The 25486-nt window shown below is 50.9% G+C and carries 21 protein-coding genes and 2 pseudogenes; 16 read left to right on the top strand and 7 right to left on the bottom strand.

Annotation, left to right across the window (positions count from 1 at the left end):
• The first annotated feature begins 214 nt into the window (after positions 1 to 214).
• Entirely contained in the window at positions 215 to 526 is a 312-nt protein-coding gene (locus IUJ45_RS00325; protein WP_002237051.1) for a hypothetical protein, read from the top strand.
• A gap of 311 nt (positions 527 to 837) precedes the next feature.
• Here IUJ45_RS00325 and IUJ45_RS00320 read toward each other — a convergent pair.
• The 3 genes and pseudogenes from IUJ45_RS00320 to IUJ45_RS00310 all read right to left on the bottom strand — a co-directional run bounded on the left by IUJ45_RS00320 (position 838) and on the right by IUJ45_RS00310 (position 3238).
• A pseudogene (locus IUJ45_RS00320) lies at positions 838 to 1606 on the bottom strand (1-acylglycerol-3-phosphate O-acyltransferase).
• 87 nt (positions 1607 to 1693) lie between these two features.
• Positions 1694 to 2521, bottom strand: coding sequence for a DNA-formamidopyrimidine glycosylase (gene mutM, locus IUJ45_RS00315; protein ID WP_002245999.1), 828 nt, complete (start codon positions 2519 to 2521; stop codon positions 1694 to 1696).
• Between the two features lie 51 nt (positions 2522 to 2572).
• Positions 2573 to 3238, bottom strand: coding sequence for a class I SAM-dependent methyltransferase (locus tag IUJ45_RS00310; protein ID WP_002213370.1), 666 nt, complete (start codon positions 3236 to 3238; stop codon positions 2573 to 2575).
• Between the two features lie 177 nt (positions 3239 to 3415).
• On the opposite strand from IUJ45_RS00310, the gene IUJ45_RS00305 reads away from it, so the two are divergent.
• The 7 genes and pseudogenes from IUJ45_RS00305 to IUJ45_RS00280 all read left to right on the top strand — a co-directional run bounded on the left by IUJ45_RS00305 (position 3416) and on the right by IUJ45_RS00280 (position 11160).
• On the top strand, positions 3416 to 5392 hold the full coding sequence (locus IUJ45_RS00305; RefSeq protein ID WP_002246970.1) for a LysM peptidoglycan-binding domain-containing protein: 1977 nt from the start codon (positions 3416 to 3418) through the stop codon (positions 5390 to 5392).
• A gap of 67 nt (positions 5393 to 5459) precedes the next feature.
• Entirely contained in the window at positions 5460 to 6152 is a 693-nt protein-coding gene (locus IUJ45_RS00300) for a 16S rRNA pseudouridine(516) synthase (protein ID WP_002225170.1), read from the top strand.
• A 576-nt stretch (positions 6153 to 6728) separates the two neighbouring features.
• Positions 6729 to 8095: pseudogene (locus IUJ45_RS00295) on the top strand (sodium-dependent transporter).
• A 13-nt stretch (positions 8096 to 8108) separates the two neighbouring features.
• Entirely contained in the window at positions 8109 to 8243 is a 135-nt protein-coding gene (locus IUJ45_RS10915) for a hypothetical protein (RefSeq protein WP_256373242.1), read from the top strand.
• Positions 8244 to 8338: 95 nt separating this feature from the next.
• Positions 8339 to 8995 carry a (d)CMP kinase gene (gene cmk / locus IUJ45_RS00290; RefSeq protein WP_002243579.1) on the top strand — a complete coding sequence of 219 codons (657 nt, stop codon included), beginning with the start codon at positions 8339 to 8341 and terminating at the stop codon, positions 8993 to 8995.
• Positions 8996 to 9149: 154 nt separating this feature from the next.
• Positions 9150 to 10835 (top strand): 30S ribosomal protein S1, encoded by a 1686-nt coding sequence (gene rpsA, locus IUJ45_RS00285; protein ID WP_002239753.1) that lies wholly within the window; start codon positions 9150 to 9152, stop codon positions 10833 to 10835.
• A gap of 10 nt (positions 10836 to 10845) precedes the next feature.
• Entirely contained in the window at positions 10846 to 11160 is a 315-nt protein-coding gene (locus IUJ45_RS00280; RefSeq protein ID WP_002213349.1) for an integration host factor subunit beta, read from the top strand.
• Between the two features lie 350 nt (positions 11161 to 11510).
• Here IUJ45_RS00280 and IUJ45_RS00275 read toward each other — a convergent pair whose 3' ends face one another.
• Complete coding sequence (locus IUJ45_RS00275; protein ID WP_002213348.1) at positions 11511 to 11918, bottom strand: MerR family transcriptional regulator; 408 nt, start codon at positions 11916 to 11918, stop codon at positions 11511 to 11513.
• Positions 11919 to 12038: 120 nt separating this feature from the next.
• Here IUJ45_RS00275 and IUJ45_RS00270 point away from each other — a divergent pair, with 120 nt between their 5' ends.
• The 7 genes from IUJ45_RS00270 to ispG all read left to right on the top strand — a co-directional run bounded on the left by IUJ45_RS00270 (position 12039) and on the right by ispG (position 19323).
• Positions 12039 to 13175, top strand: coding sequence for an S-(hydroxymethyl)glutathione dehydrogenase/class III alcohol dehydrogenase (locus IUJ45_RS00270; RefSeq protein ID WP_082308592.1), 1137 nt, complete (start codon positions 12039 to 12041; stop codon positions 13173 to 13175).
• Positions 13176 to 13183: 8 nt separating this feature from the next.
• A complete protein-coding gene (fghA, locus tag IUJ45_RS00265) occupies positions 13184 to 14011 on the top strand; it encodes an S-formylglutathione hydrolase (RefSeq protein WP_002217061.1) in 828 nt (275 codons plus the stop codon).
• Between the two features lie 393 nt (positions 14012 to 14404).
• Positions 14405 to 15556 (top strand): cell division protein ZapE, encoded by a 1152-nt coding sequence (gene zapE, locus IUJ45_RS00260; protein ID WP_002220874.1) that lies wholly within the window; start codon positions 14405 to 14407, stop codon positions 15554 to 15556.
• 58 nt (positions 15557 to 15614) lie between these two features.
• Positions 15615 to 16040: a nucleoside-diphosphate kinase gene (ndk, locus tag IUJ45_RS00255; RefSeq protein WP_002213338.1), complete on the top strand. Its 426-nt coding sequence runs from the start codon at positions 15615 to 15617 to the stop codon at positions 16038 to 16040.
• A gap of 143 nt (positions 16041 to 16183) precedes the next feature.
• Entirely contained in the window at positions 16184 to 17278 is a 1095-nt protein-coding gene (gene rlmN / locus IUJ45_RS00250; protein WP_002222371.1) for a dual-specificity RNA methyltransferase RlmN, read from the top strand.
• Between the two features lie 2 nt (positions 17279 to 17280).
• On the top strand, positions 17281 to 18042 hold the full coding sequence (pilW, locus tag IUJ45_RS00245; protein ID WP_002232579.1) for a type IV pilus biogenesis/stability protein PilW: 762 nt from the start codon (positions 17281 to 17283) through the stop codon (positions 18040 to 18042).
• Positions 18043 to 18057: 15 nt separating this feature from the next.
• Positions 18058 to 19323, top strand: coding sequence for a flavodoxin-dependent (E)-4-hydroxy-3-methylbut-2-enyl-diphosphate synthase (gene ispG / locus IUJ45_RS00240; protein WP_002232580.1), 1266 nt, complete (start codon positions 18058 to 18060; stop codon positions 19321 to 19323).
• A 52-nt stretch (positions 19324 to 19375) separates the two neighbouring features.
• Here the strand turns inward: ispG and clpP are convergent, their stop codons facing one another.
• From clpP to IUJ45_RS00225, 3 genes are all read right to left on the bottom strand, one after another.
• The gene (clpP, locus tag IUJ45_RS00235; RefSeq protein WP_002233970.1) at positions 19376 to 19990 is read right to left on the bottom strand and encodes an ATP-dependent Clp endopeptidase proteolytic subunit ClpP; all 615 of its coding nucleotides are present in this window, start codon (positions 19988 to 19990) and stop codon (positions 19376 to 19378) included.
• Between the two features lie 95 nt (positions 19991 to 20085).
• Positions 20086 to 21396, bottom strand: coding sequence for a trigger factor (gene tig / locus IUJ45_RS00230; RefSeq protein ID WP_002237059.1), 1311 nt, complete (start codon positions 21394 to 21396; stop codon positions 20086 to 20088).
• Between the two features lie 207 nt (positions 21397 to 21603).
• The gene (locus tag IUJ45_RS00225; RefSeq protein WP_002245997.1) at positions 21604 to 24042 is read right to left on the bottom strand and encodes a DNA translocase FtsK; all 2439 of its coding nucleotides are present in this window, start codon (positions 24040 to 24042) and stop codon (positions 21604 to 21606) included.
• 222 nt (positions 24043 to 24264) lie between these two features.
• Between IUJ45_RS00225 and IUJ45_RS00220 the strand changes: the two genes are divergently transcribed.
• The gene (locus tag IUJ45_RS00220) at positions 24265 to 25476 is read left to right on the top strand and encodes a uracil-xanthine permease family protein (RefSeq protein ID WP_002249384.1); all 1212 of its coding nucleotides are present in this window, start codon (positions 24265 to 24267) and stop codon (positions 25474 to 25476) included.
• Positions 25477 to 25486: the final 10 nt, after the last annotated feature.

Raw genomic sequence — 25486 nt, 5'->3', positions numbered from 1 at the left:
AAGTATGATTTTGCCGCGCCGCCGCCGACAAATTCCATTTTCTTACCGATTGGAATTTATTATTGAGATTAATGTGTTATTTGAATCCGCATATCAAACGGCAAGTTTTGTCGGCTGAATGAGTCTGAAACTGCCGACAATTTGCCCGTTCCATCCTTCCATCCTATACTGGAAGGAATGACAAACTGAAAGGATCGTCATATCTGTCAAAAAGATGCTTGCCATACTGTTGTCTGCAATATTGGGACTGGTATCGACAACTGCCGCTGCCGGTACGTCAGAACCCGCCCACCGCGATACCAAACATATCCGCAAGGCAAACAAGCAGATGCTGCACCCCGAATGCAGGAAATATTTGGAACGCCGTGCCGCGTGGTACCGATCGCAAGGCAACGTGCAGGAATTGCGCGAAAACAAAAAGGCGCGCAAAGCATTCCGCTCCCTGCCTTATAAGGAACAGAAAACCCAATGCCGGGCGGCTTATGAGGCTTTCGATGATTTCGACGGCAGCAGGTTCCGCCGTTAATCCCATATAAAATATGCCGTCTGAACACAGGTTCAGACGGCATATTTTATGAATACAACAAACTATCCTTACGCCATTTCGTTTGAGGTCCTCCCGTTGCCGCAGCCTTAATATAGTGGATTAACAAAAATCAGGACAAGGCGACGAAGCCGCAGACAGTACAGATAGTACGAAACCGATTCACTTGGTGCTTCAGCACCTTAGAGAATCGTTCTCTTTGAGCTAAGGCGAGGCAACGCTGTACTGGTTTAAATTTAATCCACTATACATCCACAAAAGCGAATCATACTGCCACATTCCGACAACCGGTTTCAGACAGCGATATCCGCATCGTCGGCGACAACGGCACGGATGCTTTCTTCGATTTTATCTTTTAAAGCATAACGGTCTTCGCTTTCCGCCGCATCCGCCACGCAAACGAAATCGACTTTTATCGTCAATTTTTTCATAGACACGATGCGCCACAGGCAGGTCGGCAAACCGACATCGGCATATGAGGGACGAGCCGTCCTTTTTCCCGTTTCGTCATAATAACGCAGCGCGACCGCCAAAACCTTTGCCCCCGCATCGATGGCGGATTGGAACAGCGCGGCTTTGAACGGCAAAAGCCCCAATCCGGAGGAAGTCCGCGCTTCGGGGAAAAAACTGACGTTTTGACCGCGTTGCAAGGTTTCGCAGACGGCGCGGTTAATCGGTTCGATGTCGCGCCGCGAATTGCGGTTGATGAACACCGTTCCCGCGTTCTGCCCCATCTTGCCCAATACCGGCCAGCTTTTGATTTCCTGCTTGGCGATAAAGCTGCTCGGATAAACCGCGCTCATCGCGAAAATATCCAGCCAGGACACGTGGTTGGCGGCAACCAAGACACCGTTCGGATGTTCGGGTGCGGGTCTGCCCACCTCCAATCCGATATCCAAAGCCGCCAAAACCCCCCCTGCCCAACTCGATTACCGCCCGATTGCGCGACTCGGGGCAACCGCCGTCAATACCGCGCAGGTTTTTCCCGGTTTTGAACAGCCAGACCGTCAAGCGGCACAAGCGGCGCAGACGTGTAAAAAATGAAGCTTTATTTGAAGACATGAACAATTCTTTCCCGATAATCGGTGTTTGTTGTTGAAACGTTCGGACGGCATACCGATAAAATGCCGTCTGAAACCGTTTTCCGCCCTATTTCTGACAATTCGGGCAGTAAAACGTGCCGCGCTGCCCCAAAGTTTCTTTCACAACCAAACCGCCGCACTGGGGGCACGGCTGATTGTGCCGCCCGTACACCGTATATTCCTGTTGGAAGTAGCCGCTTTTGCCGTCGCTGTCCACAAAATCCCTCAAGGTACTGCCGCCCGTTTCAATGGCGCGCCGCAACACCGCTTTGACGGTTTCAACCAAAAGCGCACACTCTTTCTTTTTCAGACGGTTGGCAGGACGGTGGGGCGAAATGCCCGCTCTGAACAGGCTCTCATTGGCATAAATATTGCCCACACCGACCACGACCGCATTGTCCATCAGGGCAAGTTTGACCGCGCGCTTCTGCGCCTTCAGCCTCACATACAGATAATCCGTGCAAAATGCCTCCGACAAAGGCTCCGGCCCCAGTTTTTCCAACAGCGGATGATGTTCTTCGATTCCCTCATACCAAAGTATCGCGCCGAACTTTCTCGGATCGCGGTAACGCATGACCGTGCCGTCTGAAAACACAATATCGACGTGATCGTGTCTGTCCGACCTGCCGATACGTCCGTCCGACGGCGTAAAAATCCGCAAACTGCCCGACATCCCCAAGTGAATCAGCAAAATCCCCGTTTGGAAACGGACAATCAGATATTTGGCACGCCTGCCGCAGGACAAAACCTGCCGACCGGACAAAATCTCCCCCAAATCGGGATTGATCTGCCAGCGCAGCTTCAATTGGCGCAATACCACGGCTTCCACCGTTTTCCCTTCAATATGCGGCGCGATGCCGCGCAACGTCGTTTCCACTTCCGGCAATTCCGGCATAACCCCTCCCGACATTTCTTCTGACAGATGCCGTCTGAAAGACGGCTGTCCCTAATCCGCAATCCTTGCCGCACCCGCCGCAAGGGCTTTGCCGCCCAAATACCCGTCCCACGCGGGCAGGGGCGTTACGCCCGCCGCCCTTTTGACCAAAACCAAACCGTACACTGCGGCACACTGCGGCCACCAACGGTCGCCCGCCTTTTCCATAAACCGCCAAAAGCGTATTTGCCCGAGCGACGAAACGGGCGGCAGATACACCATAAATTTCCCAAATTCAATATCGAAACCGACATCCGCAAGCTGCCTTTTCAACTCGGGCAGCGGCAGACAAAACCGTTTTTCCGGCAGGCGTTCGCCGTCAAACCAACGGCTGAATCCCCAGAGCGAATACGGATTGAAACCCGTCAGCATCAAACGTCCGGACGGTTTCAATATCCGGTGCGCTTCCGACAGGATTTGCGAAGGAACACCGCCTTCCAGAGTATGCGGGAAAAGCAGCATATCCGCAGAAACATCCGCCAAAGCCATATTTTCCGCCGACATCGACATATCTCGCGGCACACAGACAACATCTTCAGACAGGCTCAGCCACGGACCGCCCACCTGAACCGCACACATTCCCGAAAAACGGTATGAATCCAGATACCGCCCGAAGAAATCCTGTTCCAATTTTGCAACATACCGCCCCATCGCCGTATCTTCAAACCATGAATCCATATTGCGTCCGTTTCAAACAGATTGCCTGCCGATATTCTATTCCAAACAGGATTTCTGTCAAAAAACACATCGGCCGCCCATTTCCGAATCCGCATAAAGTTCCTGTAAAACTTGACGCTTTTTCAGTCAAACAGTACCATCGGACGATAAAATATGTTTATTCCGCCGATATAAATCATGTCCAAACTCAAAACCATCGCCCTGACCGCGTCAGGTCTGTCCGTTTGTCCGGGTTTCCTATACGCCCAAAACACCTCATCACACCAAATCGGTTTGGCGATTATGCGCTTAAACTCTTCAATACTCGACCTGCCACCGACAAAACAATATTTCCAATCCGGCAGCCTGTGGAGCGAGCTGCGCCAAGGCTTCCGGATGGGCGAAGTCAATCCCGAACTGGTACGCCGCCACGAAAGCAAATTCATCGCAAGCCACAGCTATTTCAACAGGGTCATCAACCGGAGTAGACCCTATATGTACCATATCGCCAACGAAGTCAAAAAACGCAATATGCCCGCCGAAGCCGCCCTGCTTCCCTTCATCGAAAGCGCGTTCGTCACCAAAGCCAAATCACACGTCGGCGCATCGGGCCTGTGGCAGTTCATGCCCGCTACCGGCAGGCATTACGGCCTGGAAAAAACACCGGTTTACGACGGCAGGCACGACATTTACGCCGCCACCGATGCCGCACTCAACTATCTGCAATACCTCTATGGACTGTTCGGCGACTGGCCGCTCGCCTTTGCCGCCTACAACTGGGGTGAAGGCAACGTCGGACGCGCCATCAACCGCGCCCGCGCCCAAGGGCTCGAACCGACCTACGAAAACCTGCGTATGCCCAACGAAACGCGCAACTATGTTCCCAAGCTGCTCGCCGTGCGCAACATCATTGCCGCCCCCCAATCTTTCGGCATGAATATCAGCGACATAGACAACAAACCGTATTTTCAGGCAGTCGAACCGGACCGTCCGCTCGACAACGAAGCCATCGCCCGGCTTGCCGGCATCACGCAAAGCGAGCTGCTCGCCCTAAACCCCGCATTCAACGTCCCCGCGTTCATCCCCAAAAGCAAACGCAAACTGCTGCTTCCTGTCGCGTCCGTACAAACCTTCCAAAGCAACTACCTCAACGCCGCACCCGACAGCCTGTTTTCATGGGAAGTCTATACGCCTGCCGCCAAAACCAGCTTGTCCGACATCTCGACGGCAACCGGCATGAGCATTGCCGACATCAAACGCCTCAACAACCTGAACGGCAACCTTGTCAACGCAGGACGCAGCATCCTTGTCGCCAAGAACGGCAAAACCCTTCAGACGGCATCGGAATCCGTCGTTTCCATCGACATCGACAATACGCCCAACACCTACCGTTCCAATATGCCGGCAGGCACGGTGAACGTCGGCATTGCCCGAATCCGACCCGCCGCCGCACAGACAGCGGACATTACCGTCGCACCTTTGCCGCAGAAAACCGTCCGTACGGAACCCGATCCCCTTGTCCGTATTGCCGAACCTGCCCTTGCGACAGCCGCAGCGCAACCTCAAACCGAAAAACAGACCGCCATGCCGTCTGAAACCCAAACCGCAACACTCGCGCAGATCGTCCCCCAAAACGACATGCAGGCGGCAGACGAACTCATGCAGCTTGTTGCCCGAAACAACCTGCGCCGACAGGCTGAAGAAACCATCTCTGCCGTCATCGGCACGCCTGACACAGTTGCCGAACACAACATTTCCTCATCTCCGCAACATACCGTTGCCGCCGACGGCAAACGCCGGGTACGTTTGGAAACGCGCGTAGCCAAAGCTGCCGACGGCGAAGCCGAAATCTCCCCGCTCCATGCCAGCATCCACCGCGTTGTAGAAGGCGACACCCTGTTCAACATTGCCAAACGCTACAACGTCAGTGTAGCCGACCTGATTGTCGCCAACAACATCAAAGGCAACACCATCCAAAAAGGACAGGTACTCCGCCTGGCGCAGGCAGCCCCTGCCCAAACCCGTATTGAAAAAGTATCCTACACCGCGCGCAAAGGCGACACCTTCAAAAGTATCGCCGCGCGCTTCAATATCCATATCGACGACATCCGCCGGCTCAATCCCAACCTGAACACCATCAATCCGGGACAGAGGGTCAAACTGATTGGAAGCTGATTCGGATACGGCACATGACAGGACTTTCTCAGTCCTGTCTTTTTCATCCCACATTTCCCATACCATCATGAAACTTATCAAATACCTGCAATATCAAGGCATAGGAAGCCGCAAGCAGTGCCAATGGCTGATTGCCGGCGGTTATGTTTTCATCAACGGAACCTGCATGGACGACACCGATGCAGACATCGATTCCTCATCCGTCGAAACGTTGGATATTGACGGGGAAGCAGTAACCGTCGTTCCCGAACCCTATTTCTACATCATGCTCAACAAGCCTGAAGATTACGAAACTTCGCACAAACCCAAGCACTACCGCAGCGTATTCAGCCTGTTCCCCGACAATATGCGGAACATCGATATGCAGGCGGTCGGCAGGCTGGATGCAGATACGACCGGCGTATTGCTGATTACCAACGACGGCAAACTGAACCACAGCCTGACTTCGCCGAGCAGAAAAATTCCCAAGCTGTACGAAGTAACGCTCAAACACCCCACAGGAGAAACGCTCTGCGAAACCTTGAAAAACGGCGTGCTGCTCCACGACGAAAACGAAACCGTTTGTGCCGCCGATGCCGTTTTGAAAAACCCGACCACCCTGCTGCTGACCATTACCGAAGGAAAATACCACCAAGTCAAACGCATGATCGCCGCCGCCGGCAACCGCGTGCAACACCTTCATCGCCGGCGATTCGCACATCTGGAAACAGAAAACCTCAAACCCGGGGAATGGAAATTTATCGAATGTCCAAAATTCTGAAATAACATCCAAGAATTCCATTTATATTCATCCACATACTCATTAAATATATGGTTTAACCCAATTTAACGCAAAAAATCAATTTACGATATAATCCATTTGTCTGAGTAACGCCTGTTCAAGCAGGCTTATGAGTAAGACGTTTTCCCCGTAATGTGTTTTGCCATCTATACTTCTCCCCTTGTATAGATGGTTTTTTTATAGTGGATTAAATTTAAACCAGTACAGCGTTGCCTCGCCTTGCCGTACTATTTGTACTGTCTGCGGCTTCGTCGCCTTGTCCTGATTTTTGTTAATCCACTATATTTCAAATTCCCTCTCTTTCATCATTATTTAAATGCTATCATTAATATAATTAACAAAATTTCATTTCCATACACCGATGTAGAAGAATAACAAATTAATCTATTTATAAACTCCGATTCTTCCTCATCGGGTTATACTCATCAGAAATACTCACTGAAATATATGCCTTTTACATGGAAAATCACTAGACAGTTGAAAAGCAATCAGTCAGTTCCTGTTAAAAAACGCGTGTAGAATTTCCGCTTTATCTCAATCGGACACGGTTTCAATATGTCTTCCCCTTCAAATACCAATCGTCAAACCTGGTCCAGCCGATTAACCTATATCCTGACCGTTGCCGGCGCGACTGTCGGTTTCGGCGCGACGTGGCGTTTCCCGTATTTGGTCGGTGAAAACGGTGGTGCGCGTATGTGTTTTTATTCTGTATCGCGATGCTGGTTATCGGCATCCCGATGATTTTGGTGGAAAATGTCATCGGACGGCGCAAAGGCGTGAACGCGCTGGATGCGTTCGGCGGCCCGATGAACGGCAAACCCATTGCCAAAATTTGGAAACTGGTCGGCTGGATGGGCTGCTCGGCGCGTTCGGCATCATGGCTTATTACATGGTACTCGGCGGCTGGGTAATCAGCTATATCGTTAATATTATTGGAGGAAATTTGAATATTTCCAGCCCCGTCGACGGTGTGGTTACAAAAGGCTTCTTTGCCGAACACATTGAAACAGCCCTTGGGAAATTGCGTTTTATACGCTGCTTTTTGTCGCCGTGAACCAATGGATTTTGGTCAAAGGCGTTATCGGCGGCATTGAAAAAGCGGCAAAATAGCTGATGCCGCTGCTGTTTTTGTTCCTAATCGCGATGGTCGTCCGCAACGTTACCCTTCCGGGCGCAATGGAAGGGGTTGCTTTCTATCTGAAACCTGATTTCAGCAAGATTACCGCCGAACTGTTCGTCTTCGTTTTGGGGCAGGTATTTTTTGCCCTGAGCTTGGGTTTCGGCGTGATGATTACCTTGTCCAGCTATTTGGATAAAAACGAAAATCTGGTTCAGACGGCAGTTATCACGGCAATTACCAATACCATCATCGCCATACTTGCGGGCTTTATGATTTTCCCGTCGCTCTTCAGCTTCGGCGTTGCCCCCGATTCCGGCCCGACTTTGGTGTTCCAAAGCTTGCCGATTGTGTTCTCACATATGTGGGCGGGATCTGTGTTCGCCGTGATTTTCTTCTCGCTGCTCCTGATTGCCGCGTTGACAACTTCGCTGACCATTTATGAAGTGTTGATTACGACCATTCAGGAAAAAACCAAAATCCGCCGTACCGCCGCGATTACGATTGTATTGGCTGCCATCTTCATTTTCGGCAACATCCCGTCCATTCTGAGCTATGGTCCGTGGAAAGACGTTCCGTGTTCGGCAAAAATATTTTCGATGCCTTCGACTACATCAGCGGCAACATCTTGTTTATGCTGACCGCGCTCGGTTCCGCGCTGTTTGCCGGTTTTGTGATGAAGGACGAAGCGAAGGACGAATTGCTTTATAAAGGCAACCATACGACGGTCAATATTTGGTTTGCTTATGTGAAATATCTTGTGCCGCTGGTGATTCTGCTGATTTTCGTCAGCAACCTGTTCTAATCCGCAGCAATCGATGCCGTCTGAAGGTCATACCTCTTTCAGACAGCATTGCCTTGATGCCCGCCACAATACCCGCAACGCCGAAATCCGAACCGGCTTGCCGACTTCTGTCGGATGTTTCCGGGCAGGCGGCGTTCCGTCTGCTTAGACAATCGTCCTTTAAAACAGGTAGAATCCGCCCCAATGGGAAATACATCCTTCAGACGGCAAAACCCATACCCCAAACCATCAGGAATCCCCCTTATGAACAGACAAAAAGTCATCGCCATCGACGGCCCGGGCGCATCGGGCAAAGGCACGGTTGCCGCCCGCGTTGCCGCCGCATTGGGATACGATTATCTCGATACCGGCGCACTCTACCGCCTGACCGCCCTATATGCACAAAAACAAGGCGTGGGATGGCACGATGAAGAAAACGTTTCCGAACTGGCAAAAAAACTGCCCGCCGTATTTTCAGACAGCCGCATCCTGCTCGGCGGCGAAGACGTTTCAGACGGCATCCGGACAGAAGCCATCGGCATGGGCGCATCCGCAGTCGCACAGTTGCCTAAAGTCCGCGCCTCCCTGCTGCAACGCCAACGCGATTTTCTGACCGAAAAAGGACTGGTCGCCGACGGACGGGACACCGGATCGGTCGTCTTCCCCCAAGCCGAACTTAAAATCTTCCTGACGGCAGAATCCAAAATCCGTGCCGAACGCCGCGCCAAACAAATCGGCATCCCCTGCGAAGGTTTGGCATTCGAGCGCATCCTGTCCGACATCGAAGCCAGAGACGAGGCAGACCGAAACCGCAAGGTTGCCCCCCTGAAACAACAACCCGATGCCCTGCTTTTGGATACGAGCCGCCTGACTATAGAAGAAACTGTAAAAAAAGTGCTTGATTGGTATCGTAAAGTTTAAATTTTCAGGTATAATCGCCCGCATTGCGTTTCAGACAGCATGAATTTCCCCATATGCCGTCTGAAACCTTATTTACCCGTCTGCCCTGCCAAGGACGGCAGACATCCACCAACCCACCCCGCACCCCTTGGCGGTGTACCGAAAAGAGTTATATATGTCTATGGAAAATTTTGCTCAGCTGTTGGAAGAAAGCTTTACCCTGCAAGAAATGAACCCGGGTGAGGTGATTACCGCTGAAGTAGTGGCAATCGACCAAAACTTCGTTACCGTAAACGCAGGTCTGAAATCAGAATCCCTGATTGATGTAGCTGAATTCAAAAACGCTCAAGGCGAAATTGAAGTTAAAGTCGGCGACTTCGTTACCGTTACCATCGAATCCGTCGAAAACGGCTTCGGCGAAACCAAACTGTCCCGCGAAAAAGCCAAACGCGCTGCCGATTGGATTGCCCTGGAAGAAGCCATGGAAAACGGCAACATCCTGTCCGGCATCATCAACGGCAAAGTCAAAGGCGGCCTGACCGTTATGATTAGCAGCATCCGCGCATTCCTGCCAGGTTCTTTGGTCGACGTACGTCCTGTAAAAGACACTTCTCACTTCGAAGGCAAAGAGATCGAATTCAAAGTGATTAAACTGGACAAAAAACGCAACAACGTCGTTGTTTCCCGCCGCGCCGTTCTGGAAGCCACTTTGGGTGAAGAACGCAAAGCCCTGCTGGAAAACCTGCAAGAAGGCTCCGTCATCAAAGGCATCGTTAAAAACATTACCGATTACGGTGCATTCGTTGACTTGGGCGGCATCGACGGTCTGTTGCACATCACCGATTTGGCATGGCGGCGCGTGAAACACCCGAGCGAAGTCTTGGAAGTCGGTCAGGAAGTTGAAGCCAAAGTATTGAAATTCGACCAAGAAAAACAACGCGTTTCCTTGGGTATGAAACAACTGGGCGAAGATCCTTGGAGCGGTCTGACCCGCCGTTATCCGCAAGGCACCCGCCTGTTCGGCAAAGTATCCAACCTGACCGACTACGGCGCATTCGTCGAAATCGAACAAGGCATCGAAGGTTTGGTACACGTCTCCGAAATGGACTGGACCAACAAAAACGTACACCCGAGCAAAGTCGTACAACTGGGCGACGAAGTCGAAGTCATGATTTTGGAAATCGACGAAGGCCGCCGCCGTATCTCTTTGGGTATGAAACAATGCCAAGCCAATCCTTGGGAAGAATTTGCCGCCAACCACAACAAAGGCGACAAAATCTCCGGTGCGGTTAAATCCATTACCGATTTCGGCGTATTCGTCGGCCTGCCCGGCGGCATCGACGGTCTGGTTCACCTGTCCGACCTGTCCTGGACCGAATCCGGCGAAGAAGCCGTACGCAAATACAAAAAAGGCGAAGAAGTCGAAGCCGTCGTATTGGCAATCGACGTGGAAAAAGAACGCATCTCCTTGGGTATCAAACAACTGGAAGGCGATCCGTTCGGCAACTTCATCAGCGTGAACGACAAAGGTTCTTTGGTTAAAGGTTCCGTGAAATCTGTTGACGCCAAAGGTGCTGTTATCGCCCTGTCTGACGAAGTAGAAGGCTACCTGCCTGCTTCCGAATTTGCAGCCGACCGCGTTGAAGATTTGACCACCAAACTGAAAGAAGGCGACGAAGTTGAAGCCGTCATCGTTACCGTTGACCGCAAAAACCGCAGCATCAAACTTTCCGTTAAAGCCAAAGATGCCAAAGAAAGCCGCGAAGCACTGAACTCCGTCAATGCCGCCGCCAATGCGAATGCCGGCACCACCAGCTTGGGCGACCTGCTGAAAGCCAAACTCTCCGGCGAACAAGAATAAGGTTGCAGACATGACAAAGTCTGAGTTAATGGTTCGTTTGGCAGAAGTGTTTGCCGCCAAAAACGGCACGCATCTTCTGGCAAAAGACGTAGAGTACAGCGTAAAAGTCTTGGTTGACACCATGACTAGATCGCTTGCCCGAGGTCAACGCATCGAAATCCGCGGTTTCGGCAGCTTCGATTTGAACCATCGTCCTGCCCGCATCGGTCGCAATCCCAAAACCGGCGAGCGTGTGGAAGTACCTGAAAAACATGTACCCCACTTCAAGCCCGGTAAAGAATTGCGCGAGCGGGTCGACTTGGCTTTAAAAGAAAATGCCAATTAAACCTTAGCATCAAAACGCCGCTGTTACGCGGCGTTTTTTCTGTGGTTTAACTTCATCCGTTGCTTCAATACCTTGAGCCAAGCAAGCAACGGATTAGAGCGTGGATTTTTTTATAGTGGATTAACAAAAACCAGTACGGCGTTGCCTCGCCTTAGCTCAAAGAGAACAATTCTCTAAGGTGCTGAAGCACCAAGTGAATCGGTTCCGTACTATTTACACTGTCTGCGGCTTCGTCGCCTTGTCCTGATTTTTGTTAATCCACTATATCATTGCTTACAATCCGCTTTTTAAACAACAAATTTTTGATTTCTATTACGAACAGGACAAAAATCCTGCTTATTGCACTAAAACTAAGCCGTTTCAGGAATTTGCGGCAAATTTACAGCTTTTACCGAGCCTAATGCTTTCGCTTTTTGGTAAAACGCCAATTTGTATTCAAGCAAATCTAAATAGCGTTTTAATTCGGCAATTTGACACTTCACATTTTCTATTTGATTTTCAAACAAGGAAAGGCGTTCTTCAATGGTATCGTCGCCAATGACGGTACATTCCGCAAAGCGTTTGATGTCTTTTAAGCTCATTCCCGTATTTTTCAAGCATTGCAATAAGCCCAACCATTGCAAATCGTTATCGGTAAAACAGCGGTTACCGTATTCATCACGTCCGATATTGGGCAACAAACCTTCTTTGTCGTAAAAACGTAGGGTGTGGGCGGAGATGCCTATTTTTTCGGCGGCTTTGGCAGTAGTATAAGTCATTTTCCCTCCTTCTAAACAAAAACAGTAAAAAACACTTGCTTTAGAGTTAACTCTAAAGTGTAAACTGTTGCTATGTTGCTCAGGCAAGGCAACTTTGTCAATGAATTAAGAGGAAAGACAATGGAAATGAAACAAGCCGATTCAACCATCAAATCTCGTGCGGCGGTGGCATTCGCCCCTAACCAACCCTTACAAATTGTGGAAATCGACGTAGAAATGCCGCGTAAAGGCGAGGTGTTAATCCGCAATACCCACACTGGCGTGTGCCATACTGATGCGTTTACGTTATCAGGAAGCGATCCTGAAGGCGTATTCCCTGTGGTGCTTGGACACGAAGGTGCGGGTGTGGTCGTTACTGTGGGCGAAGGTGTGTCAAGCGTAAAACCGGGTGATCACGTGATTCCGCTTTACACCGCCGAATGTGGCGAATGTGAGTTTTGTTGTTCAGGTAAAACCAACTTGTGCGTCTCAGTGCGTGATACACAAGGTAAAGGCTTAATGCCGGACGGCACGACGCGTTTTTCTTATCAAGGTCAGCCGATTTATCACTATATGGGCTGTTCGACTTTCAGTGAATACTCCGTTGTTGCCGAAGTTTCACTGGCGAAAATCAACCCTGAAGCCAACCATGAACAAGTATGTTTGCTCGGCTGCGGCGTTACCACAGGTATTGGTGCGGTACATAATACGGCAAAAGTGCAAGAAGGCGACTCTGTTGCCGTGTTTGGTTTGGGGGCGATTGGTTTGGCGGTGGTGCAAGGTGCGCGTCAAGCCAAAGCCGGCCGCATTATCGCCATTGATACCAATCCATCAAAATTTGAGTTGGCAAAACAGTTCGGTGCAACGGATTGTTTGAACCCGAACGATTACGATAAACCAATTAAAGATGTGTTGTTAGACATCAACAAATGGGGCATTGACCATACCTTTGAATGTATCGGCAATGTAAACGTAATGCGTCAAGCATTAGAAAGTGCACATCGTGGTTGGGGTCAATCCATTATCATCGGCGTAGCAGGTGCAGGACAAGAAATTTCAACGCGTCCGTTCCAGTTGGTAACAGGTCGTGTTTGGAAAGGTTCAGCATTTGGCGGTGTGAAAGGTCGCTCTGAACTGCCGAAAATGGTGGAAGATTCAATGAAAGGCGACATTGAGTTAGAACCGTTTGTAACCCACACAATGACACTCGATCAAATCAATAAAGCCTTTGACTTAATGCACGAAGGTAAATCGATCCGCGCCGTTATTCACTACTAAGGTATGCGATGAAACTGATTGAACAACATCAAATTTTTGGCGGTTCGCAACAAGTTTGGGCGCATCATGCCCAAACGCTGCAATGCGAAATGAAATTTGCCGTCTATTTGCCAAATAATCCAGAAAATCGACCGCTTGGTGTGATTTATTGGCTTTCCGGCTTGACGTGTACGGAACAAAATTTCATTACCAAATCAGGCTTTCAGCGTTATGCGGCAGAACATCAAGTAATTGTGGTGGCCTCCGATACCAGCCCTCGCGGAGAGCAAGTGCCGAACGATGATGCTTACGATTTAGGACAGGGTGCAGGCTTTTATTTGAATGCGACCGAACAGCCTTGGGCGGCGAATTATCAAATGTATGATTACATTTTGAACGAGCTGCCCCGTCTGATTGAGAAACACTTTCCTACCAACGGCAAACGTTCCATTATGGGGCATTCAATGGGCGGACACGGCGCATTGGTATTGGCGCTGCGGAATCAGGAACGTTATCAAAGTGTTTCTGCCTTTTCGCCTATTTTATCGCCAAGCCTCGTGCCGTGGGGAGAAAAAGCCTTTACTGCTTATTTAGGGAAAGACCGTGAAAAATGGCAGCAATATGATGCGAACTCACTCATTCAACAAGGCTATAAAGTGCAAGGTATGCGCATCGATCAAGGCTTGGAAGATGAGTTTTTGCCGACACAATTGCGTACCGAAGATTTTATCGAAACCTGCCGTGCGGCAAACCAGCCGGTCGATGTGCGTTTCCATAAAGGCTACGATCACAGCTATTACTTCATCGCCAGTTTTATTGGCGAGCATATTGCTTATCACGCCGCGTTTTTGAAGTAAACCAAAGAGCGTTCAGTGTTCAAAGCAGTTTTGGGATAGCCGGCACGAGGGCGGTAAGAAGTGCCGGCATAAACGTATGCCGTCTGAGCCGGAAGAAGCCGACTCTACGGATTATAGTGGATTAACAAAAATCAGGACAAGGCGACGAAGCCGCAGACAGTACAAATAGTACGGCAAGGCGAGGCAACGCCGTACTGGTTTAAATTTAATCTACTATAAAAGGCATTTGAGCTCATATCTGCACCATATTGAAACGCCGCCTTTGCTCATACCCCCCCCTTGTGCGCGTCATTATTCTTTTCCACGGAAAACGCCAAGTTTGAAGGAAATCATTTATAATACCGACGGTAAGCATTTTCTTTCTCCGCCGCAAGAAGTATAACAAGGTTAAATATGAGTAATAGAGACCAACTTTTTAAAGCCCCGCCGTTTGAAAATCACAGCCCGCTGACTTGGTATCAGGCTGCCTCACAACTGCCCAACTTCATCCGCGACGACGCGCAGGCAGCCGCCATCGAACACCTCGATCGGCTTTGGACCGAATTGATGATGTTCAAACGCAAAAGAAACCGTTTTTTAGGCAGGAGTTTGCGTTCCCCGCAAGTCCCCAAAGGGCTTTATTTCTATGGCGGGGTCGGACGCGGCAAAAGCTTTCTGATGGACGCTTTTTTCGGCTGCCTCCCTTACCGCCGCAAACGCCGCGTCCACTTTCATGCCTTTATGGCAGAAATCCACCAGAGGCTGAAAACCCTGAAAAGCGAAAGCAACCCGTTGAAATCCGTTGCCGCCGAGATTGCCAAAGAAACCCGCGTATTGTGTTTTGACGAATTTCATGTCAGCGATATTGCGGATGCAATGATTTTAGGCCGTCTGCTGGAAAACCTGCTTAACGAGGGCGTTGTTTTGGTGGCGACTTCAAACTACGCGCCTTCCGAACTCTACCCGCAAGGTCAAAACCGGAGCAGTTTTCTTCCCACAATCGCGCTCATCGAGTCCAGCCTGACCGTCTTAAACGTTGACGGCGGTGAAGACTACCGACTGCGTACCCTCCGCCCCGCCGAGATTTTCTTTACGCCTGCCAATGAAGAAAATGAGGCAAAACTGGCAAAACTGTTCAAAGAAATGACAGGCATTACCGATTTGAACCCCGGCATCAGCACCATCCATGGTCGGGAGATTCCCCACAAAGCCGAGTCCGGCCGTGCCATATGGTTTGATTTCCGCGCACTGTGCTTCGGCCCCCGCTCACAGTCCGACTATCTGTATTTGGCCGAACATTATGAAATGGTTTTTATTTCAGGTTTGGAACAACTCTCACCGCAAGAAAAGGCGGAGGCGCGGCGGCTGACTTGGCTGATTGACGTACTCTACGATTTCCGGGTCAAACTGTGTGCCACCGGCGCGGTAGATGTCAACCATATCTATACGGAAGGCGATTTTGCCGAAGAATTTACCCGCACCGCCAGCCGGATGGTCGAAATGCAGTCCGAAGTTTATTTGGAACAGCCGCACCTGACCCTATCTCCCAAGGCTTCAGGCGGATAAGTTATTTTTTTGATAGAATACCGATTTGATTCTTCTTAAGTAAAAATAAGGATATAGCATGGCGATTGAACGTACCATCTCCATCATCAAACCCGATGCCGTCGGCAAAAACGTTATCGGCAAAATATACAGCCGCTTTGAGGAGAACGGTCTGAAAATCGTTGCCGCCAAAATGAAGCAGCTTACCCTCAAAGAGGCGCAAGAATTTTATGCGGTTCATAAAGACCGCCCCTTCTACGCCGGATTGGTTGAATTTATGACCGGCGGTCCGGTTATGATTCAGGTATTAGAGGGTGAAAACGCCGTCCTGAAAAACCGCGAACTGATGGGTGCAACTAATCCTTCCGAAGCCGCCGAAGGCACGATACGCGCGGACTTTGCCACTTCGGTCAGCATTAATGCCGTACACGGTTCCGACAGCGTGGAAAATGCCGCTTTGGAAATTGCCTACTTTTTCAGCCAAACCGAAATCTGCCCCCGTTGATACAATACACCGCCCAACTCCTCTTCAGACGGCATAAAATATATCCATGCCGTCTGAAGACTCTGTTGCAAAAGGCTTCAAATCAAACTTGCCTGCCCTGCAATTTTTTATTTGAAGCCTTGATTTAAGAAAAACACAAACACATGAAAACCAATCTGCTCAACTACGACCTTCAAGGGCTGACCCGACATTTTGCCGATATGGGCGAAAAACCCTTCCGTGCCAAACAGGTTATGCGTTGGATGCACCAATCCGGCGCGCAAAATTTTAACGAAATGACCGATTTGGCAAAATCGTTGCGCCATAAACTGAACGAACAGGCAGGCATCGAAATTCCCAAGCTGATGATGTCTCAAAAATCTTCAGACGGCACTCGAAAATGGCTTTTGGATGTCGGTACGGGCAACGGGGTGGAAACCGTCTTCATCCCCGAATCGGATCGCGGCACGCTCTGCATTTCCTCACAAGTCGGCTGCGCTTTGGAATGTACATTTTGTTCGACCGGCCGGCAGGGCTTCAACCGCAATTTGACTGCTGCCGAAATCATCGGGCAATTGTGGTGGGCAAACAAAGCGATGGGTGTTACACCGAAAAACGAACGCGTAATTTCCAATGTAGTGATGATGGGTATGGGCGAGCCGATGGCGAACTTCGACAATGTCGTTACCGCCTTAAGCATCATGCTGGACGACCACGGCTACGGTTTGAGCCGCCGCCGCGTAACCGTTTCCACTTCGGGTATGGTTCCCCAAATGGACAGGTTGCGCGATGTCATGCCGGTGGCTTTGGCGGTTTCCCTCCACGCTTCCAATGACGAAGTCCGCAACCAAATCGTACCGTTGAACAAAAAATATCCCTTGAAAGAATTGATGGCCGCATGCCAACGCTATCTGGTCAAAGCACCCAGGGATTTCATCACTTTCGAATACGTCATGTTGGACGGAATAAACGATAAGGCGCAACATGCGCGCGAACTGATCGAACTGGTCACAGATGTTCCCTGCAAGTTCAATCTGATTCCGTTCAATCCCTTCCCAAACTCCGGATACGAACGCTCCAGCAATGAGAACATCCGTGTGTTCCGCGATATTTTGCAGCAGGCAGGATTTGTCGTTACCGTACGAAAAACGCGCGGCGACGACATCGATGCCGCCTGCGGACAGTTGGCGGGGCAGGTTCAGGATAAAACGCGCCGCCAACAAAAATGGCAGCAGATTTTAATCGGACAACAGGGGTAATTATGCCTTTTAAGCCATCCAAACGAATCTCTTTATTACTTGTCCTTGCCTTGGGCGCGTGCAGCACTTCCTACCGCCCCTCGCGGGCAGAAAAAGCCAATCAGGTTTCCAATATCAAAACCCAGTTGGCAATGGAATATATGCGCGGTCAGGACTACCGTCAGGCGACGGCAAGTATTGAAGACGCCTTGAAATCAGACCCTAAAAACGAGCTTGCCTGGCTGGTCCGTGCCGAAATCTATCAATACCTGAAAGTTAACGACAAGGCGCAGGAAAGTTTCCGGCAAGCCCTCTCCATCAAACCCGACAGTGCCGAAATCAACAACAACTACGGCTGGTTCCTGTGCGGCAGGCTCAACCGCCCTGCCGAATCTATGGCATATTTCGACAAAGCCCTGGCCGACCCCACCTACCCGACCCCTTATATTGCCAACCTGAATAAAGGCATATGCAGCGCAAAACAGGGGCAATTCGGATTGGCGGAAGCCTATTTGAAACGTTCCCTCGCCGCCCAGCCGCAGTTCCCACCCGCATTTAAAGAACTGGCGCGCACCAAAATGCTGGCCGGGCAGTTGGGCGATGCCGATTACTACTTTAAAAAATACCAAAGCAGGGTAGAAGTCCTTCAGGCCGATGATTTGCTGCTAGGCTGGAAAATTGCCAAAGCCCTCGGCAACGCACAGGCGGCATACGAATATGAAGCACAATTGCAGGCGAATTTCCCCTACTCGGAAGAATTGCAAACCGTCCTCATCGGTCAATAAACAGATTCAAACCATATGAACACACTCCAACGCCGCAAGACGCATCAAGTCCGCATCGATCATATTACCGTCGGTTCAGAAGCACCCGTCGTTATCCAATCTATGACCAACACCGACACTGCCGATGCAAAAGCCACCGCATTGCAGATTAAGGAATTGAGCGACGCCGGATCCGAAATGGTGCGTATTACCGTCAACAGCCCCGAAGCCGCGTCCAAAGTTGCCGAAATCCGCCGCCGCTTGGACGATATGGGCTATGCCACACCGCTTATCGGCGATTTCCACTTCAACGGCGAACGCCTGTTGGCGGAATTTCCAGAATGCGGCAAAGCATTGTCCAAATACCGCATCAATCCCGGCAATGTCGGCAAAGGCGTAAAAGGCGATGAAAAATTTGCCTTTATGATTCGGACTGCTGCTGAAAACGATAAAGCCGTCCGCATCGGCGTAAACTGGGGTTCTTTGGATCAAAGCCTCGCCAAACGTATGATGGATGCCAACCTCGCTTCTTCCGCGCCGAAACCGCCCGAAGAAGTGACGAAGGAAGCACTGATTGTCTCCGCTTTGGAATCTGCCGAAAAAGCCGTTCTATTGGGACTGCCCGAAGACAAAATCATCCTGTCGTGCAAAGTCAGCGCGGTTCAGGATTTGATTCAGGTTTACCGCGAACTGGGCAGCCGTTGCGCCTATCCGCTGCATTTGGGTTTGACCGAAGCCGGTATGGGCAGCAAAGGCATTGTCGCATCAACGGCGGCATTATCCGTCTTGCTTCAAGAAGGAATCGGCGACACCATCCGCATTTCACTGACTCCGGAACCTGGCAGCCCGCGTACTCAGGAGGTCGTCGTCGGGCAAGAGATTTTACAAACTATGGGATTGCGTTCGTTTACGCCGATGGTTACCGCCTGCCCCGGCTGCGGGCGTACCACCAGTACCGTATTTCAAGAGCTGGCACAAGATGTTCAAAATTACCTGCGCCAAAAAATGTCTATATGGCGTACCCTTTATCCTGGGGTTGAATCCCTGAACGTTGCCGTAATGGGCTGCGTTGTCAATGGGCCCGGAGAAAGCAAATTGGCCGACATCGGCATCAGCCTGCCCGGTACGGGGGAAACACCCGTCGCGCCTGTTTATGTAGATGGTGAACGCAAAGTAACGCTGAAAGGCGACAACATTGCAACGGAATTTTTGGCTATTGTTGAAGAGTATGTCAAAACCAACTACGGCGAAAACGGCTCCAAACGCAACCAGAACAAAATCATCCCAATACAGTCCCTATAAGACAAATGCCGTCTGAACTGTTTTCAGACGGCATTTGTCTACTTCACAAGGTTTAAAGCTGCAAAGAAGCGCGGTTTTCCAAAACTTGGTCGATCAAACCATATTCTTTTGCTTCTTCGGCAGACATGAAATTATCACGGTCGGTGTCGCGCTCCAAATCTGCCAAATCGCGGCCGCAATGTTTCGCCATCAGGCGGTTGAGTTTTTCTTTGATTTTCAACAGTTCGCGTGCGTGAATTTCAATATCGGATGCCTGACCGCCCAAGCCGCCGCTGATTAAAGGCTGGTGAATCATAATCCGGCTGTTGGGCAGGGCGAAACGTTTGCCTTTTTCGCCTGCCGACAATAAGAACGCGCCCATACTTGCTGCCTGCCCCAAGCACAAAGTCGATACATCGGGCTTGATAAAATTCATGGTGTCGTAAATCGACATACCGGCCGTTACCGAACCGCCCGGCGAGTTAATATAGAAGAAAATATCCTTATCCGGATTCTCACTTTCCAAAAACAACAGTTGGGCAACCACCAGATTGGCGGACTCGTCGGTTACCGGGCCGACCAAGAATACGATGCGCTCTTTCAAAAGCCGGGAATAGATATCGAATGCACGCTCACCGCGACCGCTCTGCTCGATAACGGTAGGGACAAGATAGTTATCAAAAGACATTTCGTCTCCTTTCATGATGTAAAAGCACCAAAGCGGGCTTTAAAAGCGGCTTCGGTGCTTTCAAAAACTGCCCTAAGACGGCATTTTCAGGATAATCAGGCTTGCGCGCCCATCACTTCGTCAAAAGACAAAGCTTTTTCGTTTACTTTGGCTTTACCCAAAACGAAATCAACGACGTTGCTTTCTATCGCCAAAGAAGTCGGGGCTTGCAGGCGGGAAGGCTCTGCGTAGTACCAGTCGATTACTTCTTGAGGATCTTCGTAGCTTTCTGCGAAGTTGGCGACAACGGCTTTGATTTGCTCCTCAGTCGGTTCCAGTTTGTTTTCATCAACCAGTTTGGCCAAAATCAGACCCAAAGACACGCGGCGTTCGGCTTGTTCTTTGAACATATCCAAAGGCAGATCCAAGTTGGCAGCATCAGCCATACCTTGGTTAACAAAATTTTGTTTCATTTCGTTTGCCAAGCGTGCGGCTTCTTCATTGACCAAAGCAACAGGTGCTTTCAGCTCTACGGCTTTGAGCAGCGCGTTCATTACGGATTCTTTGGTTTGTTCGTTTACGCGGCGTTCCACTTCGCGGCTTACGTTTTTCTTCACTTCTTCGCGCATTTTGGCAACGTCGCCATCCGCAATACCCAAGGCTTTTGCAAAATCTGCATCGACTTCAGGCAGAGTCGCTTCGGAAACGTTGTTCAGCGTAATGGTGAACACGGCAGTTTTACCGGCAACGTCTTTACCGTGGTAGTCTTCAGGGAAATTGACGGTAACGTCTTTACTTTCGCCCGCCTTCATGCCGACTACGCCGGCTTCAAATTCAGGCAGCATTTGACTTGCGCCCAATACGAAGGCGTAGTTTTTGGATGCGCCGCCGGCAAAAGGTTCGCCGTCGATTTTGCCTTCAAAGTCAATGATGACGCGGTCGCCGTTTCGGGCTTCGCGTTCGACATGGTTGAAGCGGGTGCGTTGTTTGCGCAGGATTTCTACGGTTTGGTCCACTTCGGCATCACCGACGGAAGCGGTTACTTTTTCAACTTCTTGTGCAGACAAATCGCCGATAACGACTTCGGGGAACACTTCAAAAATGGCGGCAACTTTGAAAGATTCTTTATCGTCTTGTTCTTCAACGCCTTCAAAACGGGGGAAGCCTGCCACTTTCAACTCTTGGGCAACGGCAACATCGTGGAAGCGGCGTTGCACCAGCTCGTTGATCACGTCGTTTTGTGCGCTCGCACCGTACATTTGGGCAATCATTTTTAAAGGTGCTTTACCCGGACGGAAACCGTCGATTTTTGCACGGCGTTGGGTTTGTTTCAGTTTTTTATCGGTTTCTGCGTTGATTTCGGACCAAGGCAGGGACAACACTACTTTGCGTTCCAGATTTTCTAAAGTTTCAACAGTTACGCTCATCATAAGCCCTTAAATTTGTTGTGTTGATAAAATGATAAACTTTCTTCCCTACATGGGGAAGCAAACAGCGCAACGGTACGATATTTGAACCGCATTGCCGCAAAGGGGAAATTTTAGCTGGCAAGTATATCACAATGTTTCGCCTGAAACATAATATGCCGTCTGAAACGCCAATTCCACCGTTCAGACGGCATTTTGCGATATGGGCTATAAATGGTCCTTGTGCGCCAAAATTTTACGGCTGCCGTTAAGATCGGAGGGAGAAACGACACCTGCATTTTCCAGTGCCTCCATCAGGTTTGCCGCGCGGTTATAGCCGATACGCAACTGCCGCTGCAAAGACGAAATGGAGGTTTTTTTGCTTTCCAAAACATAGGCGACAGCCTGATCGAACAATTCGTCACTGTCTGCATTGGGGCTGACGATATTTGCCGTTTCCTGTGCCGCTTCGCCTGTAAGCAGCCCTTCTACATAATTTGCCGGTGCCTGCTCCTTGACGAAAGCGACGACGTGGTGGACTTCATCATCGGAAACAAACGCGCCTTGCAGGCGGGTCGGTTCGGCACTGCCGGGCTGAAGGAACAGCGAATCGCCATATTTGAGCAGTTCGTCCGCGCCCATTTGGTCGAGGATGGTACGGCTGTCGATTTTGCTTTGCACGGTAAACGCCATACGCGTCGGGATGTTGGCTTTAATCAGGCCGGTAACGACATCGACACTGGGACGTTGGGTGGCGACAATCATATGGATACCGGCGGCGCGCGCTTTTTGGGCGAGACGGGCGATTTGCTGCTCGACGGCTTTGCGTTCGGTCATCATCAGGTCGGCAAGTTCGTCGATAACGACCACAATCATCGGCAGTTTTTCCAAAGGCTCGGGGTTGTCGGGGTTCAGACTGAACGGATTGAGCAGCGGCTTGCCTGCCGCTTTTGCGGCTTCGACTTTTTGGTTGAAGCCTTCCAGATTGCGTACACCGGCGTGGGAAAGCAGGCGGTAGCGTTTTTCCATTTCGGCGACGCACCAGTTCAACGCCTGCCCTGCTTCGCGCATATCGGTCACGACGGGACAGAGCAGGTGCGGAATGCCGTCGTAAATGCTCAACTCGAGCATTTTCGGGTCTATCATAATGAAGCGGACTTCGTCGGGCGTAGCTTTGAAAAGCATAGACATAATCATGCCGTTCACGCCGACGGACTTGCCCGAACCAGTCATACCGGCGACCAAAAGGTGCGGCATTTTCGCCAAGTCGCCGACAACGGGGGTACCGGCAATGTCTTTGCCCAGCGCGACGGTCAGCTTGGATTTGGCTTCGGCAAACACGGGCGAGGACAAGATTTCGCTCAACATCACGTCTTGGCGTTTGTCGTTGGGCAACTCGATGCCCATCGTGTTTTTACCTGCGATGGTTTCGACGATACGCACGGATTGCAGCGACATAGAGCGTGCCAAATCTTTCGACAAGGCAACAATTTGGCTGCCTTTAACACCTTGCGCGGGTTCGATTTCGTAGCGCGTGATGACGGGGCCGGATGTGGCGGATACGACTTGTACGCCGATGCCGAATTCTGCCAGTTTGGATTCGATCAGTTCGGCAGTGCGCTCCAATTCGGCGGGATTGATGCTGACGGGTTCGCTGTCAGGAATCCGCAATAGGTTCAATGTAGGCTTGTGGTATTCGCCCGCCTGCCGAGGTTCGTCATCTTCAAACAGAGAAACCTGAATTTTGGGCGGCGGCGCGACGGAAACCGCGACGGATTTGCGGTTGCTGCTGCTGCCTTCGGGCAAGGCAACGGGTTTGGCCGTAATATTCTTGGCTTCTTTTACCATGCGCCGTGTATTTTGGGTATCGACACCGTCTGTTTTGGTATTCGGCCGGCGTTTTCCTAAAGCCATGACCTTGCCGGATAAGGCACTCAGGCGGTTTTGAACCGCCCTGCCCGCACCGTTCAAAAATTCCAGCCATGAAATCTGCACCAGTAGGGACAACGACAACAGCAGAACAACCAAGATAATCAGCAGGCTGCCCGATTTCCCCAGCAGCCACGCAAACACTGCGCCGACGCGTATGCCGACCATACCGCCTGCTCCGACAGGCAGGGAGTCGGCATATTTTCCGCCCAGCACAAAATACTCCAAGACGGGGCTGAAGACCGTCAGGACAAACAGCGCGGCGGCAGCGATTTTGTGGTTGTATGCCTCGTTTTCCGTCTGTTTTGCGTGCAGGCGGAAATTTTTATACAGCATGACGCAGGCAGCCGCTATCCACCACCAGAACGACCAGCCGAAAAGATAATAGCCGACATCGGCAACATACGCGCCGAACAGTCCGCCCCAATTGGCGACATCTTCCACAACCGGCGAACTGTGCGACCAAGACGGATCGCCCATATCGAAACTGATCAGGGAAATCACCAAATACAGGGTTGCCGCCAAACCCATCAGCCACAGTGCGTCGCCGATAAGGTTGACGACATGTTCGGGACGCGCCTTTTTGGTTTCGGTTTTCTGCAACTCTTTGACCGCCTTGAGCCGCTCGGAAACTTTATTGCCCCGTGCGCCGTTGTCGGCTTTCTTGTTGCGTGCGGACGTTGGGGACGGGCTTCCCGCCCTGCCTTTTGCTGTTTTTTTATGGGATTTTTCTGTCATGCCGTATTACCGGAAAATGCCGTCTGAAATAAGGAAGCCGGACGGCTTGCGGATTGAATATGGAAAGTGTCGGATTATACTCCATTTCTCCTGCTTTCATCCTGCAACAGACAGACATTGCCTTTCAGACGGCATATCTGTTGCCCGCCATATGTATTTTTACGCAGACCCTCGGCAAACCAGTATAATCCGTGCCGTTTGAACCGATTGAAAGAAGATGGTATGAACCAACTGAAACTTGCCGTTTCCGGCGCGCAGATTTTATTTGTGGCATTCGGCGCAATGGTGCTGGTTCCCCTGCTGACCGGTCTGAATCCGGCTCTTGCGCTTTTGGGCGCAGGCTTGGGAACGCTGCTGTTCCAAATCACAACCAAACGCAAAGTGCCGATTTTTCTTGGTTCTTCGTTTGCCTTTATCGCACCGATTATCTACTCCGTCGGCGAATGGGGGCTGCCTTCCACCATGTTCGGACTGTTTGCCGCCGGCTTTATGTATTTTGTGTTTGCCGCGCTGATCCGTTGGCGCGGACTGGCAGCGGTACACAAACTGCTGCCTCCGGTCGTCATCGGCCCCGTCATCATGGTCATCGGTCTGTCTGTTGCCGTGGCGGCAAGCAGCATGGCAATGGGTCAGGCGGACGGCAAACAGGTCATCGACTATACCGATTCGCTGATTCTTTCCGGCTTTACCTTTGCCGTTACCGCCATCGTATCGGTTTTCGGCAGCAGGATGATGAAGCTGATTCCCATCTTGATCGGTGTCGCTTCGGGTTATGTTTTGGCACTGCTGATGGGACTGGTGGACACGGCAAGCATTGCACACGCGCCCTGGTTCGCCGTTCCCCATTTTGAAACGCCTCAGATCAACTGGCAGGCTGCACTGTTTATGCTGCCCGTTGCCGTCGCCCCCGCCATCGAACACATCGGCGGCATCATGGCAATCGGCAATGTGACGGAGAAAGACTATACGAAAGACCCGGGCTTGGACAAAACCCTTGCAGGCGACGGTTTGGGCGTATGCGTTGCGGGTCTGATCGGCGGCCCGCCGGTTACGACCTACGGCGAAGTAACGGGTGCGGTGATGATTACCAAAAACAGCAACCCCGTCATCATGACTTGGGCGGCGGTTTTTGCCGTCTGCATGGCGTTTTTCGGCAAATTCAATGCGTTTTTGGCTTCCATTCCGATGCCAGTAATGGGCGGCATTATGCTGCTGCTGTTCGGCACGATTGCTTCTTTAGGCATCAAAACCCTGATTGATGCCAAAGTCGATTTGATGCTGCCGAAAAACCTGGTCATCGTCAGCTCGGTACTGACCACAGGCATCGGCGGCATGACGCTCAAATTGGGCAGCTTCAGCTTTGCCGGCGTGGGCTTGTGCGCCGTACTTGCCATTATGTTGAACAGCCTGCTGCCCGATCCGAAAGAATCCTGACCGTCGATAT

The organism is Neisseria meningitidis, from assembly GCF_022869645.1.
Taxonomy (GTDB): Bacteria; Pseudomonadota; Gammaproteobacteria; order Burkholderiales; family Neisseriaceae; genus Neisseria; species Neisseria meningitidis.
The sequence above is the reverse complement of the archived record's forward strand: the minus strand, read 5'-3'. Positions and strand labels throughout refer to the sequence as shown.

Coding starts and splice junctions, on each gene's coding strand:
- cmk (WP_002243579.1), top strand. CDS start 8,339: ATGAACAGACAAAAAGTCATCGCCATCGACGGCCCGGGCGCATCGGGC.
- zapE (WP_002220874.1), top strand. CDS start 14,405: ATGAGTAATAGAGACCAACTTTTTAAAGCCCCGCCGTTTGAAAATCAC.
- IUJ45_RS00305 (WP_002246970.1), top strand. CDS start 3,416: ATGTCCAAACTCAAAACCATCGCCCTGACCGCGTCAGGTCTGTCCGTT.
- IUJ45_RS00220 (WP_002249384.1), top strand. CDS start 24,265: ATGAACCAACTGAAACTTGCCGTTTCCGGCGCGCAGATTTTATTTGTG.
- IUJ45_RS00325 (WP_002237051.1), top strand. CDS start 215: ATGCTTGCCATACTGTTGTCTGCAATATTGGGACTGGTATCGACAACT.
- IUJ45_RS00275 (WP_002213348.1), bottom strand. CDS start 11,918: ATGACTTATACTACTGCCAAAGCCGCCGAAAAAATAGGCATCTCCGCC.
- ndk (WP_002213338.1), top strand. CDS start 15,615: ATGGCGATTGAACGTACCATCTCCATCATCAAACCCGATGCCGTCGGC.
- tig (WP_002237059.1), bottom strand. CDS start 21,396: ATGAGCGTAACTGTTGAAACTTTAGAAAATCTGGAACGCAAAGTAGTG.
- IUJ45_RS10915 (WP_256373242.1), top strand. CDS start 8,109: ATGCCGTCTGAAGGTCATACCTCTTTCAGACAGCATTGCCTTGATGCC.
- rpsA (WP_002239753.1), top strand. CDS start 9,150: ATGTCTATGGAAAATTTTGCTCAGCTGTTGGAAGAAAGCTTTACCCTG.
- IUJ45_RS00280 (WP_002213349.1), top strand. CDS start 10,846: ATGACAAAGTCTGAGTTAATGGTTCGTTTGGCAGAAGTGTTTGCCGCC.
- mutM (WP_002245999.1), bottom strand. CDS start 2,521: ATGCCGGAATTGCCGGAAGTGGAAACGACGTTGCGCGGCATCGCGCCG.
- IUJ45_RS00270 (WP_082308592.1), top strand. CDS start 12,039: ATGGAAATGAAACAAGCCGATTCAACCATCAAATCTCGTGCGGCGGTG.
- IUJ45_RS00310 (WP_002213370.1), bottom strand. CDS start 3,238: ATGGATTCATGGTTTGAAGATACGGCGATGGGGCGGTATGTTGCAAAA.
- IUJ45_RS00225 (WP_002245997.1), bottom strand. CDS start 24,042: ATGACAGAAAAATCCCATAAAAAAACAGCAAAAGGCAGGGCGGGAAGC.
- pilW (WP_002232579.1), top strand. CDS start 17,281: ATGCCTTTTAAGCCATCCAAACGAATCTCTTTATTACTTGTCCTTGCC.
- clpP (WP_002233970.1), bottom strand. CDS start 19,990: ATGTCTTTTGATAACTATCTTGTCCCTACCGTTATCGAGCAGAGCGGT.
- ispG (WP_002232580.1), top strand. CDS start 18,058: ATGAACACACTCCAACGCCGCAAGACGCATCAAGTCCGCATCGATCAT.
- IUJ45_RS00300 (WP_002225170.1), top strand. CDS start 5,460: ATGAAACTTATCAAATACCTGCAATATCAAGGCATAGGAAGCCGCAAG.
- rlmN (WP_002222371.1), top strand. CDS start 16,184: ATGAAAACCAATCTGCTCAACTACGACCTTCAAGGGCTGACCCGACAT.
- fghA (WP_002217061.1), top strand. CDS start 13,184: ATGAAACTGATTGAACAACATCAAATTTTTGGCGGTTCGCAACAAGTT.